General features: G+C 67.4%; 16 protein-coding genes. 8 read left to right on the top strand and 8 right to left on the bottom strand.

What is annotated here, in order from left to right; translation table 11 throughout:
- Positions 1-27: 27 nt before the first annotated feature.
- From F614_RS0109900 to F614_RS0109870, 7 genes are all read right to left on the bottom strand, one after another.
- Complete coding sequence (locus F614_RS0109900) at positions 28-420, bottom strand: GxxExxY protein (RefSeq protein WP_018866609.1); 393 nt, start codon at positions 418-420, stop codon at positions 28-30.
- Between the two features lie 235 nt (positions 421-655).
- Positions 656-1,681, bottom strand: a complete 1,026-nt coding sequence (locus tag F614_RS0109895; protein ID WP_019558795.1) for a FemAB family XrtA/PEP-CTERM system-associated protein — start codon at positions 1,679-1,681, stop codon at positions 656-658.
- A gap of 31 nt (positions 1,682-1,712) precedes the next feature.
- Entirely contained in the window at positions 1,713-2,618 is a 906-nt protein-coding gene (locus F614_RS0109890) for an XrtA system polysaccharide deacetylase (protein WP_018866607.1), read from the bottom strand.
- A gap of 15 nt (positions 2,619-2,633) precedes the next feature.
- The gene (locus F614_RS0109885) at positions 2,634-3,740 is read right to left on the bottom strand and encodes an XrtA/PEP-CTERM system-associated ATPase (RefSeq protein WP_018866606.1); all 1,107 of its coding nucleotides are present in this window, start codon (positions 3,738-3,740) and stop codon (positions 2,634-2,636) included.
- A 3-nt stretch (positions 3,741-3,743) separates the two neighbouring features.
- Entirely contained in the window at positions 3,744-5,222 is a 1,479-nt protein-coding gene (locus F614_RS0109880) for a TIGR03016 family PEP-CTERM system-associated outer membrane protein (RefSeq protein WP_018881003.1), read from the bottom strand.
- 16 nt (positions 5,223-5,238) lie between these two features.
- The gene (locus F614_RS0109875) at positions 5,239-6,135 is read right to left on the bottom strand and encodes an XrtA-associated tyrosine autokinase (RefSeq protein WP_019558794.1); all 897 of its coding nucleotides are present in this window, start codon (positions 6,133-6,135) and stop codon (positions 5,239-5,241) included.
- A gap of 115 nt (positions 6,136-6,250) precedes the next feature.
- On the bottom strand, positions 6,251-7,795 hold the full coding sequence (locus F614_RS0109870; RefSeq protein ID WP_018866603.1) for an XrtA system polysaccharide chain length determinant: 1,545 nt from the start codon (positions 7,793-7,795) through the stop codon (positions 6,251-6,253).
- Positions 7,796-8,158: 363 nt separating this feature from the next.
- Between F614_RS0109870 and F614_RS0109865 the strand changes: the two genes are divergently transcribed.
- The 8 genes from F614_RS0109865 (at position 8,159) to F614_RS0109830 (ending at position 17,716) form a co-directional block, all read left to right on the top strand.
- Positions 8,159-8,731 carry a PilZ domain-containing protein gene (locus tag F614_RS0109865; RefSeq protein ID WP_018881921.1) on the top strand — a complete coding sequence of 191 codons (573 nt, stop codon included), beginning with the start codon at positions 8,159-8,161 and terminating at the stop codon, positions 8,729-8,731.
- A gap of 133 nt (positions 8,732-8,864) precedes the next feature.
- Complete coding sequence (locus F614_RS0109860) at positions 8,865-9,581, top strand: acyl-homoserine-lactone synthase (protein ID WP_018880168.1); 717 nt, start codon at positions 8,865-8,867, stop codon at positions 9,579-9,581.
- A 2-nt stretch (positions 9,582-9,583) separates the two neighbouring features.
- Entirely contained in the window at positions 9,584-10,459 is an 876-nt protein-coding gene (locus F614_RS0109855) for a PEP-CTERM/exosortase system-associated acyltransferase (protein ID WP_018880999.1), read from the top strand.
- Positions 10,456-11,358, top strand: coding sequence for a ThiF family adenylyltransferase (locus tag F614_RS0109850; RefSeq protein ID WP_018880998.1), 903 nt, complete (start codon positions 10,456-10,458; stop codon positions 11,356-11,358). The genes F614_RS0109855 and F614_RS0109850 overlap by 4 nt, the downstream gene beginning before the upstream one ends.
- A 4-nt stretch (positions 11,359-11,362) precedes the next feature.
- Entirely contained in the window at positions 11,363-12,178 is an 816-nt protein-coding gene (locus F614_RS0109845; protein ID WP_018880997.1) for an outer membrane lipoprotein-sorting protein, read from the top strand.
- 37 nt (positions 12,179-12,215) lie between these two features.
- Positions 12,216-14,105 (top strand): LysM peptidoglycan-binding domain-containing protein, encoded by a 1,890-nt coding sequence (locus tag F614_RS0109840; protein WP_019558793.1) that lies wholly within the window; start codon positions 12,216-12,218, stop codon positions 14,103-14,105.
- Positions 14,105-16,363 (top strand): RND family transporter, encoded by a 2,259-nt coding sequence (locus F614_RS0109835; protein WP_019558792.1) that lies wholly within the window; start codon positions 14,105-14,107, stop codon positions 16,361-16,363. Before F614_RS0109840 ends, F614_RS0109835 begins: the two co-directional genes overlap by 1 nt.
- A 381-nt stretch (positions 16,364-16,744) precedes the next feature.
- Entirely contained in the window at positions 16,745-17,716 is a 972-nt protein-coding gene (locus F614_RS0109830) for a PEP-CTERM sorting domain-containing protein (protein ID WP_019558791.1), read from the top strand.
- Between the two features lie 224 nt (positions 17,717-17,940).
- Here the strand turns inward: F614_RS0109830 and F614_RS13995 are convergent.
- Positions 17,941-18,173, bottom strand: a 233-nt coding sequence (locus tag F614_RS13995; RefSeq protein WP_038037341.1) for a transposase, incomplete at its 5' end; no start/stop codon positions are given.

The following is an 18,173-nucleotide window of genomic DNA, read 5'->3' as shown; positions in this document are numbered from 1 at the left end:
AAGAAGGGAAGGTTCATGGAATGAGTTTCAAGAGCCAGTTGAAATACCGCGCCGCTCAAGACGGCGGATCCCGTCCTTGAGAACAGGGGCGTTGAAGTTGATCAAGAGCCCAGTATCGACTCGCGCAAGTTTCATGTAGGTCAAAAGCTGCGCCTGGTGCAGGCCACTGAGCTCATCTACGCTCTTCAGTTCAATCATCAGGCAATCCTCAACGAGAACGTCAATGCGATACCCCGCATCAATGGTTTCGCCCTTGTAGGCAACCGGCATCGCAACCTGCGTGGTACAACGGATCCCTCGCTCACGCAGTTCATGGGCAAGGCACTTCTCGTAGACGGATTCCATCAGCCCCGGGCCCAGCTCCCGATGAACTTCGATCGCGGCGCCAATCACTTCCTTCGAAAGCGGGTCGAATTCCATTTCGCTCCCGTCCCTTCAACATTGTTCGGTTCGATACAGCTCTCACATAGCGTCGGCTAAAGAGCGGTTCACAGGGAGGTTAGAAGATGGGAAGAGTTCTGGGGTTGAGGCGCCCGGGGTAAAGACCAACGCCAAAGGCTGCCCCAACCCAAGCTTTTCCCCGAACCCCACACCATAAACCTTCTTTTCTCTCCTTCTTCCTGTTAAACGTACTTGACCTTGACCTTCCATTCGCTCAGCCGAGGGAGCGGGCGAGTTTGGGGCCGAGCCAGTTGGCGACCGGCAGGGGCAGGCGCTGCCAGGCCTTGATGAAGTACTGGTACTTCGGGTTCAGCGGGTTGACGTCGGGTATCTCGCGAGCGCGGACCAGATCGTATTCGTAGTACAGCGGCTGCGGCTCGAAGCCCCAGTTCTTCTTGAAACTGAACGAGCCGGTATCGCGCTTGCTGCGACCGAAGTCGTAGATGCGGTAACCGTCCTCGCAGGCGTGGCGCATCAGCTCCCAGTAGAGAAAGTCATAGCCCGCGACCTGGCGCGCCTCGGGCGTACCTGCGCCGTAGTACGGCAGCACCTCTTCGCGGAAGAAAAAGGTCACGACGCTGGCGACCGGATCACCGTCGTGCAGCGCCGTGAGCACCCGGCATTCGTCGCCGAACACGTCGAGCAGAGTCTCGAAGTAGCGACGACTGAAGACCGGCGTCCCCATGCGGCGCACATTGGCCGCGAAAATCGGGTAGAAGCGCTCGATATCGGACTCGAATTCACTGGTCAGCCCGGCCTTGATCCCCTTGCGCACCATGCGGCGCTGCTTGCGGGGGATCGCATTCATGTTGGCCTCGACCTCCGGCTCCATGACCTTGCGGAAGGTGAAATAGAGATTGTCCTTGGTTGGCCAGTCCGGGTGCTGCGGTTCCAGGTGACGGTATTCGAGATAATCCACCCCTAGCTCTTCGGCAAGCGCCCGGGCACGCCGATCCAGGGCCTCGAAGGCCGTGGGCGTCTGCGCGGCAATGCCGCCGTAAACGCCGAACGGGATCGAGGCCAGGGCATCGCCAAACAGGCGCGAGCGCACCCGCACCAGCGGCAGCACGCCCTGGATAACCCCGTTCTGTTCCGCGTAGAAAAACCAGACGGGATGCCCGAAGGCGCGCTGCATGACCGTTGCCCAGCCGGCGCGGTGGAAGAACGTGGCCTGCGGGCAGCCATCGACGAAGGCATCCCAGCGCCCATGCCCGGTCGCGTCGAGTGTGCACACTTGCATGGGCAGCGTAGCCGCCATCCGTTCCTGGTCTTCAGGCGACTGATACACGGGCGCCCTCCGAGGACGTCAGGGCGGGGGCCTGCAAATCGAGGGGGACAGCGAATACGCGATCCATTCGATCCCAGGTGAAGTCCTGCAGCAGGCGATCCAGACGCGCCTCCATACGGTGCAGATTCACGTAGTGCCGGAAACGCGTCTTGGCGGTAATGCCGGGAATACGCGGCTGGCCGGGGTCGATCTCCCAGGGGTGGAAATAGAACACCGCGGGCATCGCATCCACCTGCTCGATCCGACGCAGGGCGCGCCGCGAGATGGCGTAGGGCAGGAGACGAAAGTAACCGCCGCCGGCCGCCGGCAGATTTCGGCCGCCCATGCGCAGGGTGGCGGGCGGCAGTTCCAGGATACCGCCTTCCAACGGGCGATGGGGCTCGCGCGGGGCGTCCGGCATGCCGTAGTGGTCGTGGCGAACCGGATAAATGCTCGAGCTGTAGTCATGCCCTGTCTCGTCCAGAATTCTGAGCGCCCACAGGTTGCCCTCCCCAATGGAAAAGCTCGGCGCGCGATAGCCCCGGATGGGGGAACCGGAAAGATCCTCCAGTATCCCGCGCGCGCGGGTAACGTCAGCGCGGAAGGCTTCGGGACTGAGGTCGGTTACCCGCTGGTGGCCATAGCCATGGCTGGCGAGTTCGTGCCCGGCCTCGACGATACGCCGGATGGCCTGAGGGTAACGTTCGGCAATCCAGCCCAGGGTAAAGAAGGTGGCGTGCGCCCCACGGCGCTCGAACAGGTCGAGGATGCGATCGAGGTTCCGCTCAATACGGCACTCACGACAATCCCAGGAGTCGCGCGGGATCTGCGGCGCCAGCGCGGAGACCTGGAAGTAGTCTTCGACATCGACGGTCAGAGCATTGGGCCGATGGGCGTTTTTCGGCTGCATGACGAGGCTCCGCCCCTACGACCGTACGGCGCTGGGAACCGGGGACAAGGACTCCGGCTCGTAGCCCTCGTCGCGCACGATTTTGAGCACCTCCTGGGTCACGCGGAAGTTGACCAGGAGGTTGCGCTCGATCCGGTGCAGGCGCTCTTCCAGCGCCTCGAGATCCTGTTCGATGCGCAGCATGGAGACCTGGCTGGCGACGGCCTGATCCGGGTCGCCCTGGTCGCCCTGGTCGTCCGTGCCCGCGTGCGCCTCCCGGCGCGGCCCCGATGAACCGGCGGCGGGGGGCGTCTCGTCCAGCAGCACGCCCTCCAGGTCCTCCTCAATCTCGTCGATCACCTGCTGCGCCCGTGCCGCATCCAGATCGGCACATTCCTCCAGATACCCCATCAGCAGCAGGCGATCGCAGAAGGTATTCACCTTGCGCGGGATGCCGCTGGTGTAGTCGTGGATGCGCGGCCAGATGTCGTCGTCGAAATGCGGTCTTCCATTCCAGCCCACCCGCGCGAGCCGGTGCTCGACGTAGGCGCGCGTATCGTCCTCGTCCATCGGGCCGAGGTGGTAGGTCGCGATCACCCGCTGGCGCAGCTGCTGCATGTTCTCGCTGCGCAGCAGGCGCCGGAACTCCGGCTGACCGAGCAGAAAGCTCTGCAGCAGGGGGCCGTCCTCGCCCTGGAAGTTGGACAGCATGCGCAGTTCTTCCACGGCGTCGGGGCCCAGGTTCTGTGCCTCGTCGACCACCAGCAGCGCGCGCTGGCCCCGGGCCCGCGTGTCGTGCAGGAAGGACTCCAGGCGGCGCAGCTGCCCGGCCTTGTGATTCGGGGCATCCTCCAGCCCAAAGGCGAGGCAGACCGAGCGCAGCAGGTCCTCGGCGTCCAGCTGTGTACTCACCAGCTGGGCCGCCACCAGGGGCTTGTCGCTCAGGGTCTCGAACAGGCTGCGCACCAGGGTGGTCTTGCCGGCCCCGACCTCGCCGGTGATGACGATGAAGCCTTCCTCCAGCTGCACGCCGTATTCGAGATAGGCCATCGCCCGGCTGTGGCCCTTGCTCGCGTAGAAGAACCGCGGATCGGGGCTCAGCGCGAAGGGCCGGCCGGTGAAACCATAGAATTCCTCGTACATGCCTCAGAACTCCCGGGTCAGCGTGCCGATGATCGCGTTCTCGCGGTACTCGTTGGCCGCGGCGTTCGAATCCCGGCGCTGGTGCCGGTAGGCCAGACTGGCGCTGGTATCCGGCGTCAACTGCCGGCTGACACTGGCACGCAGGAACCAGAGGTCATCCTCGCGATCGCTGTCGGTGAAGTCGGTCCGGCTGATGCCGGTGGTCAGCAGGGTCGTCGTGCGCGGACCGTAGCGCCATTGCCAGAACGCGCTGGCCCCGCGCTGGGTGCGGTTGTCCTCGAACAGGCCGACGTTGGTCTGAGTCTCGGATTCGCGCTCGGTCTGGATCAGGTTGACGCCGAACACGCTACGACCGGTGTCGTAGCTCCAGCCGGCGCGCCAGGTTCGGGTCAGGTAGAAGCCTTCCACGAACGCCTCATCGGTCAGGCCGAAGTCTGCCAGGAGCAGATCGATGAAGTCCGGACCGAAGACCCCTGCCAGAAAGAACAGCTCGTCAACGGACACACCCAGTTCATCGGCCAGGGCATCCCACTGCCGGCCGCCCCGTTGGCGGGTCGAGTTGATGCCCTCGTTATAGCTGAGGCGATAGGTGGCGCGGCGGCTGCGGTGGTCCACCGAAAGCGACCGGTTCTTGCCGAAATAGCGCTCGCCGTAGCGGGCCTCGATGTTGGTGACCCGGGTTGGGGCCCAACCCGCCCCTACCTGCCAGAAACTTCCATCATCGTCCTCGCGGGTGGTGGCATAGTCGTTGAACTCTTCGCCGACCACGCCGAACAGGCGCAGGGACCGCCCGAACCGGTAGCCCAGGGTCCCACTGACCTCCCCGAACTCGCCCTCCAGGCCATCCTCGAAGCGCTCCTTCTCGTAGAACCCGGCGACCTGCCAGAAGGGGCGGTTGAAGGCGGCCCCGCTGTCGAGGACGTATTCACCCCGGTGGAAGTCACTGTCCTGGCGGTTGCTGCGGTGGTAGAGGTTCTCGCCGTAGGTGTAGCGGATCTCCTGAGTGGCGAAACTGCCGTAGCGGGTGCGCAGCATCGGCGAGACGCTGTAGGTGGTGGTCTCCTGCAGGTTCTCGCGCGGGGTGCTGCCCCCGATCCCGACCGGCCCGAGGATCGAGGCCGCCTGCTCGGTACGCGAGGCCCCGGCATCGACGAAAAAGGTGTCGTCCACCAGCTCCCAGTTCGTGCGGCCGCGCAGGGAATGGGTCGTGCGGTCCTGGCGTGTATCGTCGGCATAGAAACGCGAGTTCATGCGGTAGTCGATGCGGGTGTCGCTGCGCGCGCCTTCGCCGCGCAGCGTGAACCCGGGCGCGACCGTGCCGATCAGGTCGGCCTCCTCCTGCCCCCGCGGGGCCAGGCGGGCGTTGTCGGTCACCTCCGCGGATACCGTGACCCGCGGAGTGAACGTCCAGTCGACGGCCTGCGCACTGCCGGGCACCGCCAGCACGACCACGGCCGCGCCGAGCCACCACCGACGGGCCATCGCCGGGCCCCGGGGGCTATCGGGACGGGGCGCCGGCGACATGATCACGCTCGCTGCCATAGTAGCTGCCCCCGTAGTACTGCCCCCCCATGCCGATACCGGGCGTCGCACGGTTGAGGGAGGTGAGCACGACCCCGCAGGAATCCAGTTGATGCATGGCCCGCTCCACCGTGCTGGCCGGCGTGCGATCGGCCTCGACCACCATCACCACCTGTCCCATGTGGGTCGCGAGCACACCCGGCTCGCTGGTCGCCAGCAGGGGCGGGGAGTCGAACAGGATGATCCGGTCCTCGTAGCGATCGTGCAGGTCGTCGACCAGATCCCGCATCACGTCGCTCGCCAGGATCTCGGTCGAACGCCCGTGCGGACGGCCCGCGGGCAGAACGGTCAGGTTCTCCACGTTGGTGCGCAGCAGGACATCGGGGATCTGGATATCCGGCTCGCTGAGCACATCCATCAGCCCGAGGTCGGCCTTGAAACCTAGCGTGCGGGGAACGGCCGGGCGCGCGACATCGGCATCCACCAGCAGCACCGTGCGCTCCAGCTCCATCGCCATGCTCAGGGCCAGGTTCACACTGGTGAAGGTCTTGCCTTCCCCAGGCAGGGCGCTGGTGATCATGATCAGCCGACCGCGGGGCACGCGCATTGCCGCGTGGCGCCCGAAGGCGTTGTTCAGCAGCGGGCGCTTCATCATGCGGAACTCTTCCGCCACGCTGGAGCGTTGATCCCCGGGCACGATGAGCCCCTGCTTGCGAAGCCAGGCAAAATCGATGCTGACTTCCTGTGATACCGGCGCCCGTTGAAGTTCGGGCTCGGGTGTCGCGGTTTCGGGGGCCGGCGCCTGTTCCGCCCTGGCTTCGGGGACCGGCTGTCGCGCCCGGTTCTTGTCCAGTGCCTTCTCGATAATGCTCATCGCGCTGTCTGCCCCCTGCCGGCAACCGATTGCGTCGAATCGGCCCGTTCCCTGAAAGATAGTCGGTGCGCCCGGCGATGACCGGAAACGTGCCCGGCGAACCCGCCCGGCACCCTCATCGCAGCCATCCCATGAGCTCGTCCAGAAGGAACTCGGACCCGGTCGCATAGAGCCCCATGACCACGGCGTAGACCAGCACCAGGGTCCCCAGTGCCGCCGCAAACACGGCCAGCTCGGACAGCCGCCGGTGCCGGGTCATCGGGGTGCGCACGCGCGAGACACTGCCGAGGACCGGGCGGCCGGTCACCGCCGCCAGCTGCTGGCTGCTGCTGATGGTTCGCCGCAGCTGCGACAGCAGGAAGGCAAATCCGGTGCCCGCTCCCAGGCCGACCAGCAGGACGGCGGTGGCCAGCATGGGCCGATCCGGCGAGGCCGGCGCGGTGGGCTGGCGCGGCGGCTCCAGCACCCGGAAATCGACCGCGTCGGTCTGGCTCTCCACGGCCTCGGACATCACCGCCTGCTCGCGACGGTCCTGCAGCTGGCGGTAGGAATTGCGCAGCACGTCGTAGTTGCGGGTCAGGGAAGTCAGCTCGGATTCCACCGCCGGCGCGCGGTCCACATCGCCCTCCAGCCGCGCCACCCGCTCCTCGAACTCGGCGATGCGGGTGGTCAGCGAGGCGATCTCGCTTTCGGTTTCGGAGATCGCGTTCTGCAGCGCCTCGTTGCTGCTGCCCGGGCGCTGGATGGCCTGCGGGTTGCGCGCGAACTCCTGCGCCTCCCGTTCCCGGCGCTCCTCCAGCTCGACGAGGATGCGGCGCGACGACACCACGTCCGGGTGTTCATCGGTGTAGCGCAGCCGCATCGCGTCGATGTTCTCCTGCAATTCGCTGATGCGCCGGTCCAGTTCCGAGTTCTCGTAGCCCCCCAGGCCACTGGCCCGGCCTTCACGGGCCCGCCGCTCCAGTGTCTGCAACCGGCTCTCGGCCTCGCGGCGCTGCAGCCGGGCCTGCTGCAGCTGGTCACGGGTGCGCTCGAGCCGCGAGTAGAAGTTGCCATCGCCACTGAGGAAGCGCGCGTTGTCGCGCTTGAACTGCTCGATCTCGGCCTCCTTCTCCTGCAGCTGCTGTTCGTAGTTCTCCAACTGACGCTCGATGAACTGCTGCGAAGTGGTGAGGTCGAGGCGTGAGTCGCCCATGCCGCGGGCCATGAACAGGTCAACCGTCTCCCGGACCACACGGTAGGCGACCTCGGGGTTGCTGTGGCGGAAGCGGACGCTGTAGATGTTGTCGCGCTCGCCCCCCTCCAGCGTCAGCCGCGAACGCAGCAATGCCACCTGGGCATCCAGGCTGGCGTTTCCGGTCAGCACATCGAGATCGCTCTCGCGGGCGATCTCCTCGAGGTTGTCGCGGCTGAGCAGGGTGCGCGTGATCATGCGCAGGCGCTGCTCGGTGTTCGGGCGTACCGTCATCCCGCGCAGCAGCGGGTCCAGCACCGACTGGGTGTTCACGTAGATCCGGGCATCCGCCTGGTAGGTATCCGGCAGGTTGTGGGCGTAGGCCCAGCCACCGATACAGACCAGCCAGGCAATCGGCAGGATCCACCAGCGCTTGCGCCAGGTGCCCCGCACATGCTGCCAGAGCTCTTGAACGATCTTTTCCATACGGCCCAGCTTCCCGCCGACCGCACTGGCGCATGGGAGCGCCCGCGGGCCGATCTGCAGCGAATACCTGTCCCCCGGACGCGCCTGCGTTGCGCCGGGACCACCCGGCTCTGGCACCGTCGTGCCGGTCCCGCCGGGTTTGGGGAAATCCCAGGTTCATTCAAGTGGGTTTGCGCACACCTGTCCACAGATGTCGGGATTGTTTACATACGGCGAACTGACGCGCAGATCACGGCGCGGGCGATCGCACGGAGGCGAATGAATCCCGGGCGGTTCTGTGAACTGGTACAGGGTTTGCTACCGGGTCACTGGGTAGAGTCGTAAGCCTGCAGCGGCCCCTGCACCGACCCTCAAGGATCGCTGATGAGTCACGAAAAGTTGGCACTGGAGCTCGCGGACTTCTGGTTCCCGGCGATCGCGGATCAACCCTGGGAGGAACGCCTGCGCATCCTGGACGAGGTCCACGGCCAGCTGTACCAGGATCTGGAGACCGTCGGCGAGTATGAACAGGTCTCCGCCAGCTTCGTGGCGGCCTTGATCGACCGACTGGGGTCACCCCCGATCACGCATCCGGCGCAGGCACAGATCTACGCCAGCTCGTCGGAGGAACGGCACTGGGGCGCGGCCATGGCATGGCAGTTCGGCGAGGGACAGGACGACGGGGCAACCACCCCGATGCCTGAGGAACGGCGGCGCTGGCCGCGCGAGATCGTCAACCGACTCACCGAGATGTGGGTGCAGGGACGACCGGCGCGCTGCCGGCTGGTGGACATCTCGCGCTACGGCGCACGCGTCATGCCGCTGCGCTACCAGCCGCGACTGCCCCCGGGAACGCCCATCCGGGTCATGGTGGCGGAGGGCAGCGTGCGCGACGGCGTGGTGGTGTTTTCCAGTCCGCGCGGGGTCGGTCTGCAGTTCGCGAATGCCGCGCACTGAACGGTGCGGCATTCAATCTCGGACCATGGGAGCAGAAACATGCATTATCCGAATACGGACTCGACACCCAACCGAAGTACGGATACACCCCCTCGACCGCCCGCCGCATCCGGTTCCGGATGCGGCTCTGCGCGTGAATAGGGCCGGACGGTTCCGCGCCTATCTCGCACGCTCGGAGGCCGCCCGACGGATCCATTTCCGCCTGCGCTACGAGGTGTACTGCCGCGAAACCGGTTTCGAACCCGCCGAACAACACCCGGAAGGCATCGAGCGCGATGCCTACGACGAGCATGCCGAGCATTTCCTGATCAGCCACGAAGGCCGCCCGCCGGACGCTCGCTGGGTGGGCGCCATGCGCCTGATCCTGCCGGGGAACCAACCCCTGCCGACCACGGCGAACTGCCGGCTGTTTCCCGAGGTGGCAGCCCAGTCCCGGGAACCCGCACTGGAGGTGTCGCGCCTGATCGTGCGCGGGGCTTCGCCCGAGGTGCTCTATCACCTGTGCCAGGCCTCGCAGGAGTACGCGCGGCGCCACGGCTACCGCCGGATGTTCTTCCTGGTGCGCCCGGCCCTCGTGCGACTGCTGCGACGCCACGGCCTGCCCATCGAGGTGTGCGGCGCCCCCCACCGTCATCGTGGCACCCGCATCCCGTGCCTCGCGCACACCGAGGCCGCGGGCACGGCCCTGCGCGCCTGGCGAGAGCGCCTGCAACTCCCGGCAGCGGCGGAGATTCCCCACTACACTGCGTGGGAAGAGCCCGCCACGGGCGGGGCGCCGCATCCGACGGAGGTGCCCGCCGCGTGGGGGCCGCCACCGGACGTGGCGGGGCTTGCAGCAGGAGGAAACTAGTCGTGGAAAGCGACTCGATCGTCAGCGGTTTCAAGCGGTACTTCGATCTCTCCCAGCGCAGCGGGGAACACCTGGAGGATATCCAGCATCTTCGCTACCAGGTGTACTGCAAGGAGTTCGGCTTCGAGCGGGAGGAGGATTGCCCGGGCCACAAGGAGGTCGACGCGTACGACGCCCAGGCCTGGCACTGCCTGCTGGAGCACAAGCCCAGCGGGATGGCCGCCGGCTGTGTGCGCGTAGTGCATGTCGACACCCGGGACCCGATCGGACAGCTGCCCATGGAGCGCCATTGCCACGACAGCTTTTTCGACACCCCCTGGCGCCCGGACCGGCTGGAGCGCGACAACGTCTGCGAGGTGTCCCGGCTCGCCGTGCACAGCATGTTCCGCCGCCGCAACGGCGAGGCCGCCACCCCCATCGGGGACATCGAGGCCCTGAAACTCTCGCCCGACCAGATCCGCGTGTTCCCGATCCTCGCGGTCAGCCTGTTCGTGGCCGCAACCCTGCTCTGCGTGCACTACCGCAAGCAGCATGCCTTCGCGATGATGGAGCCGGCCCTCGCCCGCATCCTGCGGCATACCGGGCTGGAGTTCACCCAGATCGGCGAGGTCGTGCACTATCATGGCAAACGCGCGGCGTTCTACATCGACTCCGGCGAGGCACACGAAAGCATCCAGCGATCGAGCGCCCTGAGCGAGCTGTGCCGGCACGTGGAGTCGACCTTGCTGCGCGCCCCGCGTGTTTCCCCGGCGGTGACATCCGCGAAGATGCTCCGCTTCCCGGGCGCGCCCGGGCGCCCTGTCGTCCACCCGAGCGGCCGGACACGCCTGCCGCTACCGGCACGCTCGCAACCGGGACTCAACGGGTTGGCGCATTGAGTTCCGGGTTCGACTACCAGACGGCCTTCGCCCGAACGGTTGGCTGGGTGACGCCGGCCGAACTGCAACGGCTGCGCGGCGCCCGCATCGCGATCGCCGGTCTTGGCGGGGTCGGCGGCGCCCACCTGCTGACCCTGGTGCGCCTCGGGATCGGCCATTTCCGCATCGCCGACCCCGACATCTTCGAGCTGCACAACATGAACCGCCAGGTCGGCGCGGCCCTGTCGCGGCTGGACCGCCCCAAGGTCGAGGTGCTGGAGGAGATGGCCCGGGACATCAACCCGGAACTCGAGATCGACGCCTTTGCGCAGGGCGTCCACGCGGACAACCTGGCGGCCTTCCTCGACGGCGTGGATGTCTACGTGGACGGCCTCGACTTCTTCGCCTTCGACATCCGGCGCCAGGTCTTCCGGGCCTGCGCCGAACGCGGCATTCCCGCCGTCACGGTGGCCCCGCTCGGCATGGGGGCCGCCCTGCTGAACTTCCGCCCCGACGGGATGAGCTTCGACGCCTACTTCGACCTGCACGACGACCTGGACGACGAGGAACTGGCCCTGCGATTCATGATCGGCCTGGCGCCCGCGATGCTGCAGATGGGCTACCTGGCCGACCCGACAGCCGTCGACCTGGCGGCGCGCCGCGGCCCCTCCACCCCGATGGCCTGCGACCTGTGCGCCGGGGTCATGGGCACCGAGGTGCTCAAACTGCTGCTGGGGCGCGGTACGCTGACCTGGGCCCCGCGGGGCGTGCACTTCGACGCCTACCGCCAGCGCCTCGCCCGCACCTGGCGCCCCGGGGGCAATCGCAACCCGCTCCACCGCCTGCTGATCCGGATCGCCCGCCGGCGACTGCGCGCTCAGCGCGCGCACCAGCGGGCCGCGAACCCGGAGGTACAATGACGCCATGATGAACCGCACCGCCATGTTCCTCGGCGCGGGCCTCCTGCTCGCGGTCGCCACCCTGCCCGCCGCGGCGCTGGCGGAGGAATCCGCGGCGCGCGAGCTGGCACGCGCCGTCCACGAGCGCCCGGACGGGGACGATGCCGTCACCCGGGGGATCATGACACTCACCGGGGGCGGCCGCCGCGAGCGTGTGCGCGAAAGCTACGAATATCGGCTGGATGGCGAGGAGCCCGGTGCCAGCCGCAACCTCATTCGCTTTACTTCGCCGCGCAACATTGCCGACACGGCCATACTGGTCCACAACCACCCGGGCGGCGATGTCGACCAGTGGCTCTACCTGCCCGCGATCCAGCGCGAGCGCCGCATCAGCAGCGAGAACCGGGGCGGCAGCTTCGTGCAGTCCGAGCTCTACTTCGAGGACCTGGAAGACCGCGAACCGCACAAGGACCACCATCGCATCCTGGGCGAGGACACCTACGAGGGCACCCCGGTCACCGTGCTCGAGAGCGTGCCCGTGGACAGCGGCAACTCCGTCTACAGCAAGCGGGTCAGCTGGATCCACGAGGAGACCCTCCTGCCGCTGCGTATCGACCTCTACGAAGGGGGCGACGAGCCCGCGAAGCGCCTGGAGGTACAGCGGATCGAGGAGATCCAGGGCTACTGGACGGTAACCCGCAGCTCCATGACCGATCTTGCCAGCGGCCGCACCACCATCCTCGAGGTCGAGGACGTGACCTACAATAGCGGTCTCCCGGACGAACTGTTCACCCTCCGCGGCCTGTCGGACCCGAGCCTTGCGCGCCCCTATCGCCCATGAAGCGCCCACGCCCCGGCCCAGGGGATGGCGCGCCACGGTGCTCGCCGGGCTGCTGGTGCTGGGGCCAATGCCGCTGGCCGCCGCGGCGCCGGCCCCCTATACCGTGCAGCCGGGCGACACCCTCTGGAGCATCGCCCGCGATCTGCGCCCCGATCCGTCCGTCCGCATCCAGGCCATGGCGCAGGCGCTGTATGCCCGCAACCCGGATGCCTTTGACGGCGGGCCCGAGGGCCTGAAGGCCGGGGCGACGCTCCAGCCGCCCGCGCCGGACGAGCTTGCGCGCACCGAATCCGAGCCCACCCCGGGCGCCGGAACCCGCTACACCGTGCGCGCCAGCGACACCCTGTGGAGCGTGGCCGAGCGCCTGCGCCCGGACCCGCGCATCCCCACTCGGGAGATGGTCCAGCGCCTGTTTGAACACAATCCGCACGCCTTCGACGGCGACGTGCATACCCTGCGCGCCGGCGCGGTGCTGCAGGTCCCGGACATGCCCACGGCTGGGTCCGCCGCTGAGCCCGTAACCGTCGCCGACGCATCCTCCGCTCCCGCGGGCGACGCCGCGCCTGACACTCCGGCACCGTCGCGCGACAGCACAAACGGTGATGCCGAAGACGAAGCACAGCGCGCGTTCGTATTCGGCGAGGAGTCGGCCGAGGATGCGGACGCGGACACCCAGACCGGCGCCGCAGCCTGGGACCTGCGGGTAGAGGACGCCCGCATCGAACTGGGCGTGCTGGGCACATCCGGGCGTCCCGTGGACCATGTGCAGCACGGCCGCGGCGTGGTCAGTGCCCGCCGCGACCTGAACGAGGCCTGGGAGCTGCGCCTGGGCGCGCGCGCGGACATCCAGGCCCAGCAGGGCGGCAACTACCCGAGCACCACCCGCGCACGCGCCGACTACGACGAAAATTTCCTGCGCTACCGAGGCGATCGTACGCGCGTCACCGTGGGCACCCAGCGCATCCTGTGGGGACGGGTGGACGAGATCCCGCCCACCGACCGGCTCAGCACCAAGGACCTGACCCGCTTCGGCCTGGACCCGTACGGCGAACGCCGCCGCGCGAACCCGGCGATCCGCGCGGAATTCTTCCAGGGGCCGTGGCATGCCGACCTGGTCTTCCTGCCCCTGTTCCGTCCGGCGGAGCTGCCCGACCGTGACAGCCTCTGGCACCCGGTGGACCGCAACCGGGGACGCCTGCTGGGGCTGCCACAGGACCCGGCGCTGGCGCCGGTGATCCAGCAGGCCGCGCTGGACGACGATGTCTCCGGCAACGGCGGCGCCGGCGTGCGCCTGGGGCGCTCCGGCCGCGGCGCCGATTTCGCCGTCACCGTCCAGCGGGCCCGGCATTCGCAGCCCTACTACCGCTTCGATACCGACACCCGCCAGGCCATCCTGGCCGGCCAGCCACCCGGGGACCCGACGCTGGAGGCCGTCCACCCGCGCACCTGGGTGGTGGGCGGCGACACCGCCTTTGCCACCGGCGCCTGGACCTGGCGCGCCGAGGCCGCCTGGCTGAGCGACGTGCCGGTGACCCGCGCGGATGACCTGCGCCAGACCACGGTGGAGGGGGTCGACTGGGTGGTCGGCGCCGAGGGCTTCCCCGGAGACGGGGACTTCCGCATGACCACCCAGCTGGCCGGCCAGCACCTGCTGAACGCCGGCGACATGCTGGATGCGCGCGAAAGCTACTTCCTGACCGGAGAACTGGAGAGCCCGTTTGCCGACTACAACTGGCGGGCGCGCCTGCGCTATTCGATCGGGCTCAACCGCCGCGACGTCTACCTGAACCCGGAACTGGCATGGATCGCCCGCGAACCCATGGAATTCTATATCGGCCTGCACTGGCTGGACGGGGCCGAGGGCACGGCCGGGGGCTTCTACCGCGATAACCGCATGCTCATCACCGGCTGGCGGGGGCAGTTCTGATGCGCTGGTTGCTGGGGCGCCCGCGACTGGCACTGGGCATCCTGGCCCTGCTGCTCTTCCTGCCCGGCCCCGTTCTCCTGCAGGTCAACCTGGATAACGCCCCCGAGTCCTATTTCCCCGAGGACGCCGCGGCCGTCACCTTCGATCGCGAACTGCGCGAACGCTTCCCTCAGGATCAGGTACTGGTCGGCCTGTTTACCGGCAGCGAGCTGTTCGAGGCCGATTTCCTGCAACGCATCGACGCCCTGGTGCGCGACATGGAGGCCGACCCAAGCGTCGAACGGGTCCTGTCGGTCACCACCCTGGACCACATCCGGGCCACGACCGACGGCTTCACCGTGGACCGCCTGGTGGACGGCCGCGCGCTGGACGAGCGCACGGCCGATGAATGGCGCGAGCGGGTCTTGCGTGACCGCTTCGCCCCCGGCCTGGTGGCCGGCCCCGGCGGCGAGGCGCTGGCGGTGGTTGTGCGCCCGCACGCGCTGGAAAACAGCCTGCAGCGCCTGCAGCTGGAACGCCTGCTCCGCGACCGGATCGCCGAGCACGACCTGGAAGGCGATCTGACCGCCATCGCCGGCCATATCGCCCTGGATGTCGCGCAGCTCCGGGCGATGGTCAAGGACCTCGCCTTCCTGGTTCCGGGCACCATGACCATCAGCCTCCTGCTGCTGTGGTGGCTGTTCCGGCGCCCGCTGGTGGTCGTGCTGTCCGCTGCCACGATCAGCGCGGTCACCGGGCCCGCGATCGCCCTGCTGATCCTGCTCGACCGGCCGTTCACACTGATCTCCGCCATCCTGCCGCCCCTGCTGACCGCATTGACGGTGGCGATGCTGATGCACTTCTTCAACGCCCTGCTGCATGCCGCGCAGCGCGGCCACCGGGGGCGCGCGCGCGTGGAGGCGGCGCTGGCCGCCGTGGCCCGTCCCACCGCGTTCATGGCGCTGACCACCGCGGCGGGGCTGGCGTCGCTGCAGGTCAGCAGCATCCGGCCGATCGAGACCTTCGGTCTGATCGGGGCCTTCGGCGTGCTCCTCGCCGCGGCGGTCGTACTGCTGCTCCTGCCGGCGATCATGGTGCGCTGGGATCGCGGCGACTGGCTCGCCCCGCAGCGCGGCCTGCGCCTGCTCGACCGCTTCACCGCGCTGGCGGCACACCTGGCGATCCGTCGGGCCGGCTGGGTCCTGCTGGCCACCGCCATCCTGGTGGCCCTGGCGATCCCGCAGATCCGGCAGGTCGAGGTCGAGACCGATCTCTACGCCTTCTTCGACGACGACCACTCGATCACCCAGGCGACCCGTGCGGTGGAGCGCGAACTCTCCGGAGTGATGGCGCTGGAGGTGGTGTTCGACGGGCCGGACTGGGACAGCCTGCAGGATCCGGAACGGATGCTGGCCATCCAGCGCGTGCAGGACTGGCTGGACCAGCGCCCCGAGGTGGACTACAGCCTGTCCCTGCCGGATCTCGTCGCCGAGATGCACTGGGCCTTCAACGAGGAAGACCCGGCCTTCCGGCGCATCCCGGACGACCCCAACCTGGTCGCCCAGTACCTGTTCATCTACGACGGCCGCGACCTGTTCGATGCGGTGGACCGCGACTTCGAACGCAGCCGCATCCTGCTCAACCTGAACGCCCACGGGGCGCGGGCCATCAACGCACTGATGGACGACCTGCGCGACCATCTGGAGGCTAACCCTCCGGCCGACCTGGAATGGGACATGGCCGGGATGGCCCGACTGTTCGCGGACCAGGAGCGGTTACTGATCGAGGGGCAGCTGCACAGCCTGTATGCCGTAGCCGCGATGATCACGCTGCTGATGCTGCTGATGTGGCGCTCGATCCCGCTGACGCTGCTCAGCATGATCCCCAACCTGGCACCGGTGGCGATGATCTTCGCCCTGATGGGCCTGCTCGGCATCTGGCTGGACATGGCCACGGCCATGATTGCCAGCGTCGCCATCGGCATCGCCGTGGACGACACCATCCACCTCCTGCACAACTATCGCCAGCGCCGCGGGCGGGGCAGCCCGGTTGCCTGGGCGCTCGCCCGCAGCTTCCGCCGCAGCGGGCGCGCGATCACCGCCACCACCATCGTGCTGGTGGGCCAGTTCCTGCTGCTGGCCCTGTCCGACTTCCAGCCCACGGCCGCCTTTGGCTGGTTGACCGCCTTCGGGCTGATCGCGGCGCTGCTGTTCGACCTGCTGGTCCTCCCGGCCCTGCTGGTCGTCGGGCACCGGCTCGCGCGGGCCCGCGCGGCCTGACCGAGCCCCCGGTCGCGCCTCTGGCGGCCGGCCTGTCGAGATGCTTTACAAGCCAAGTAATCCGAACAACCCTCTGTTTTTGCACATTCTTTACCGGTTTCTCCGGTTTCGGGCGTCCTGACGGCCTCATCCAGCCGGCCCGCTCGTCGACACCCTTTACAGTTCCCCGGCCAGAAGACCCTCCTGCGATCACGCGGTCCATGGCCCAGCAGCTGACCCCCAATTTTCTCCGTTCTTTTCAATGCCTTGCGACCCATCCGCCCTGAGCCTGGAAATTGGCACGGAGCCTGCTTTGTATTCAACCGAAAGCAACAGACACGGCCACCAGGCCAGACCCCGGCGATGGTTGAATCGCTGTAAATTGAGCATCAGGAGAGCCCCATGAACGCGAAAAAAGTACTTCTCGCTTCGCTCTTTGTCGGCATGTTCGCCGCCGGCGCGAGCACGGCGACAGCGGCAGAGATCATCGACTTCGACATCAACCTCGACGCCACCGCGGACTACAGCGGTTCGGTCGAAAACGTCCGCCGCATCCAGTTCGACCTGAACACCCAGACCTTCCAGTACGTTCAGGACCCCGGCAACCCGGTTCAGGTCGGCGATGTCTTCTATGACCGTGGCTACGGCGATGCCTCGTCCTACCGCACCTCGGGTGGTGGGTCAGCACCCCAGTCCGGGCCCGACTTCATTGGCGCCACATATTCCATGGGGCTCCTCTGGGATGAACTGCGCGGGGTGGTCACCGGGACCGATACCGTCGGCGGCAACTACGTGGTCAACGCCAACTACACCTCGGTAGGCACCGACAACTTCCAGCTCTTCGTCTCCGACCTGAACCCCGGATTCGGTCAGGACTATGAAGCCGCGGCGGCCCACTTCAGCGCTGGCGAACAGGTGATGGAGCTGGCACTGGTGTCCGGCAACAGCATCCTGGAGTTCGACAGCGCGGGCGGCGCTTTCATCGAAGGGACCTTCACCTTCGAATTCCAGGTCGTGAACGTACTGCCGGGCTTCTGGTTCACCGCCGACGGCATCGACTTCGCCGATCTGCTGGAGGACGAGGAAGGCGCCCCGACGTTCATCGTCTCGGCCTTCGCCAGCGCCGGCACCATCCAGGAACCGGGTCCCGTGACCTTCTTCGGCGATGACGCCAACAACGTCTACGGCGACGAGCGCGAAGGGCAAAGCCTCTTCAGCGAAACCCAGTCCACCCATGACGGCAGCCTGCGCTTCGCGGTGCCGGAGCCGGGTACCCTGGCGCTGATGGGCCTGTCCCTCCTGATCCTGGCGGGCTTCATCGGCGTCGGTGGCATGCGCCGCCGCTCCAACAGCACCCACCGCCAGGCCGCATAACACGCACCACCAACAGCCTTGGTGGCCACCCCCCCCTGTGGGGTCACCGAGTTAAGGGCTCCCTCCGCGGAGCCCTTTTTTCTGCCCGCCCTCCGGCCATACGCCAGACCAACACCCTGGATGCCCTACCCCCAAGGTTCCCCCCCGGTCATCCCAACCACAGCGGGTTGTGTGCGTCAAGTTGTGCAGAAGTGAGTCAGCCATGTTCGGTTGGTCGGTATGGCTCAGGCGGCCTCGGCCTGCCTCAGCAGGATTTTCTTGTGCTCTTTGAGCAGATCCATGTTCAGGTAGCGGTTGTCCTCCAGCCAGCCTTCGTGGATTTCGACGGCCAGGGCCCGTACCAGGCGTAGACAGCTGTGGGTGTTGGGGAAGATCCGGACCACCCGGGTCCGGCGGCGGATCTCCTCGTTCAGCCGCTCGAGCATGTTGGTGCTCTTCATGTGCTTGTGATGGGCCC

The organism is Thioalkalivibrio sp. ALE12, assembly GCF_000381105.1.
Classification (GTDB): Bacteria; Pseudomonadota; Gammaproteobacteria; order Ectothiorhodospirales; family Ectothiorhodospiraceae; genus Thioalkalivibrio.
Note: the sequence above shows the minus strand (reverse complement) of the source record. Positions and strands in the feature narration are given on the sequence as shown.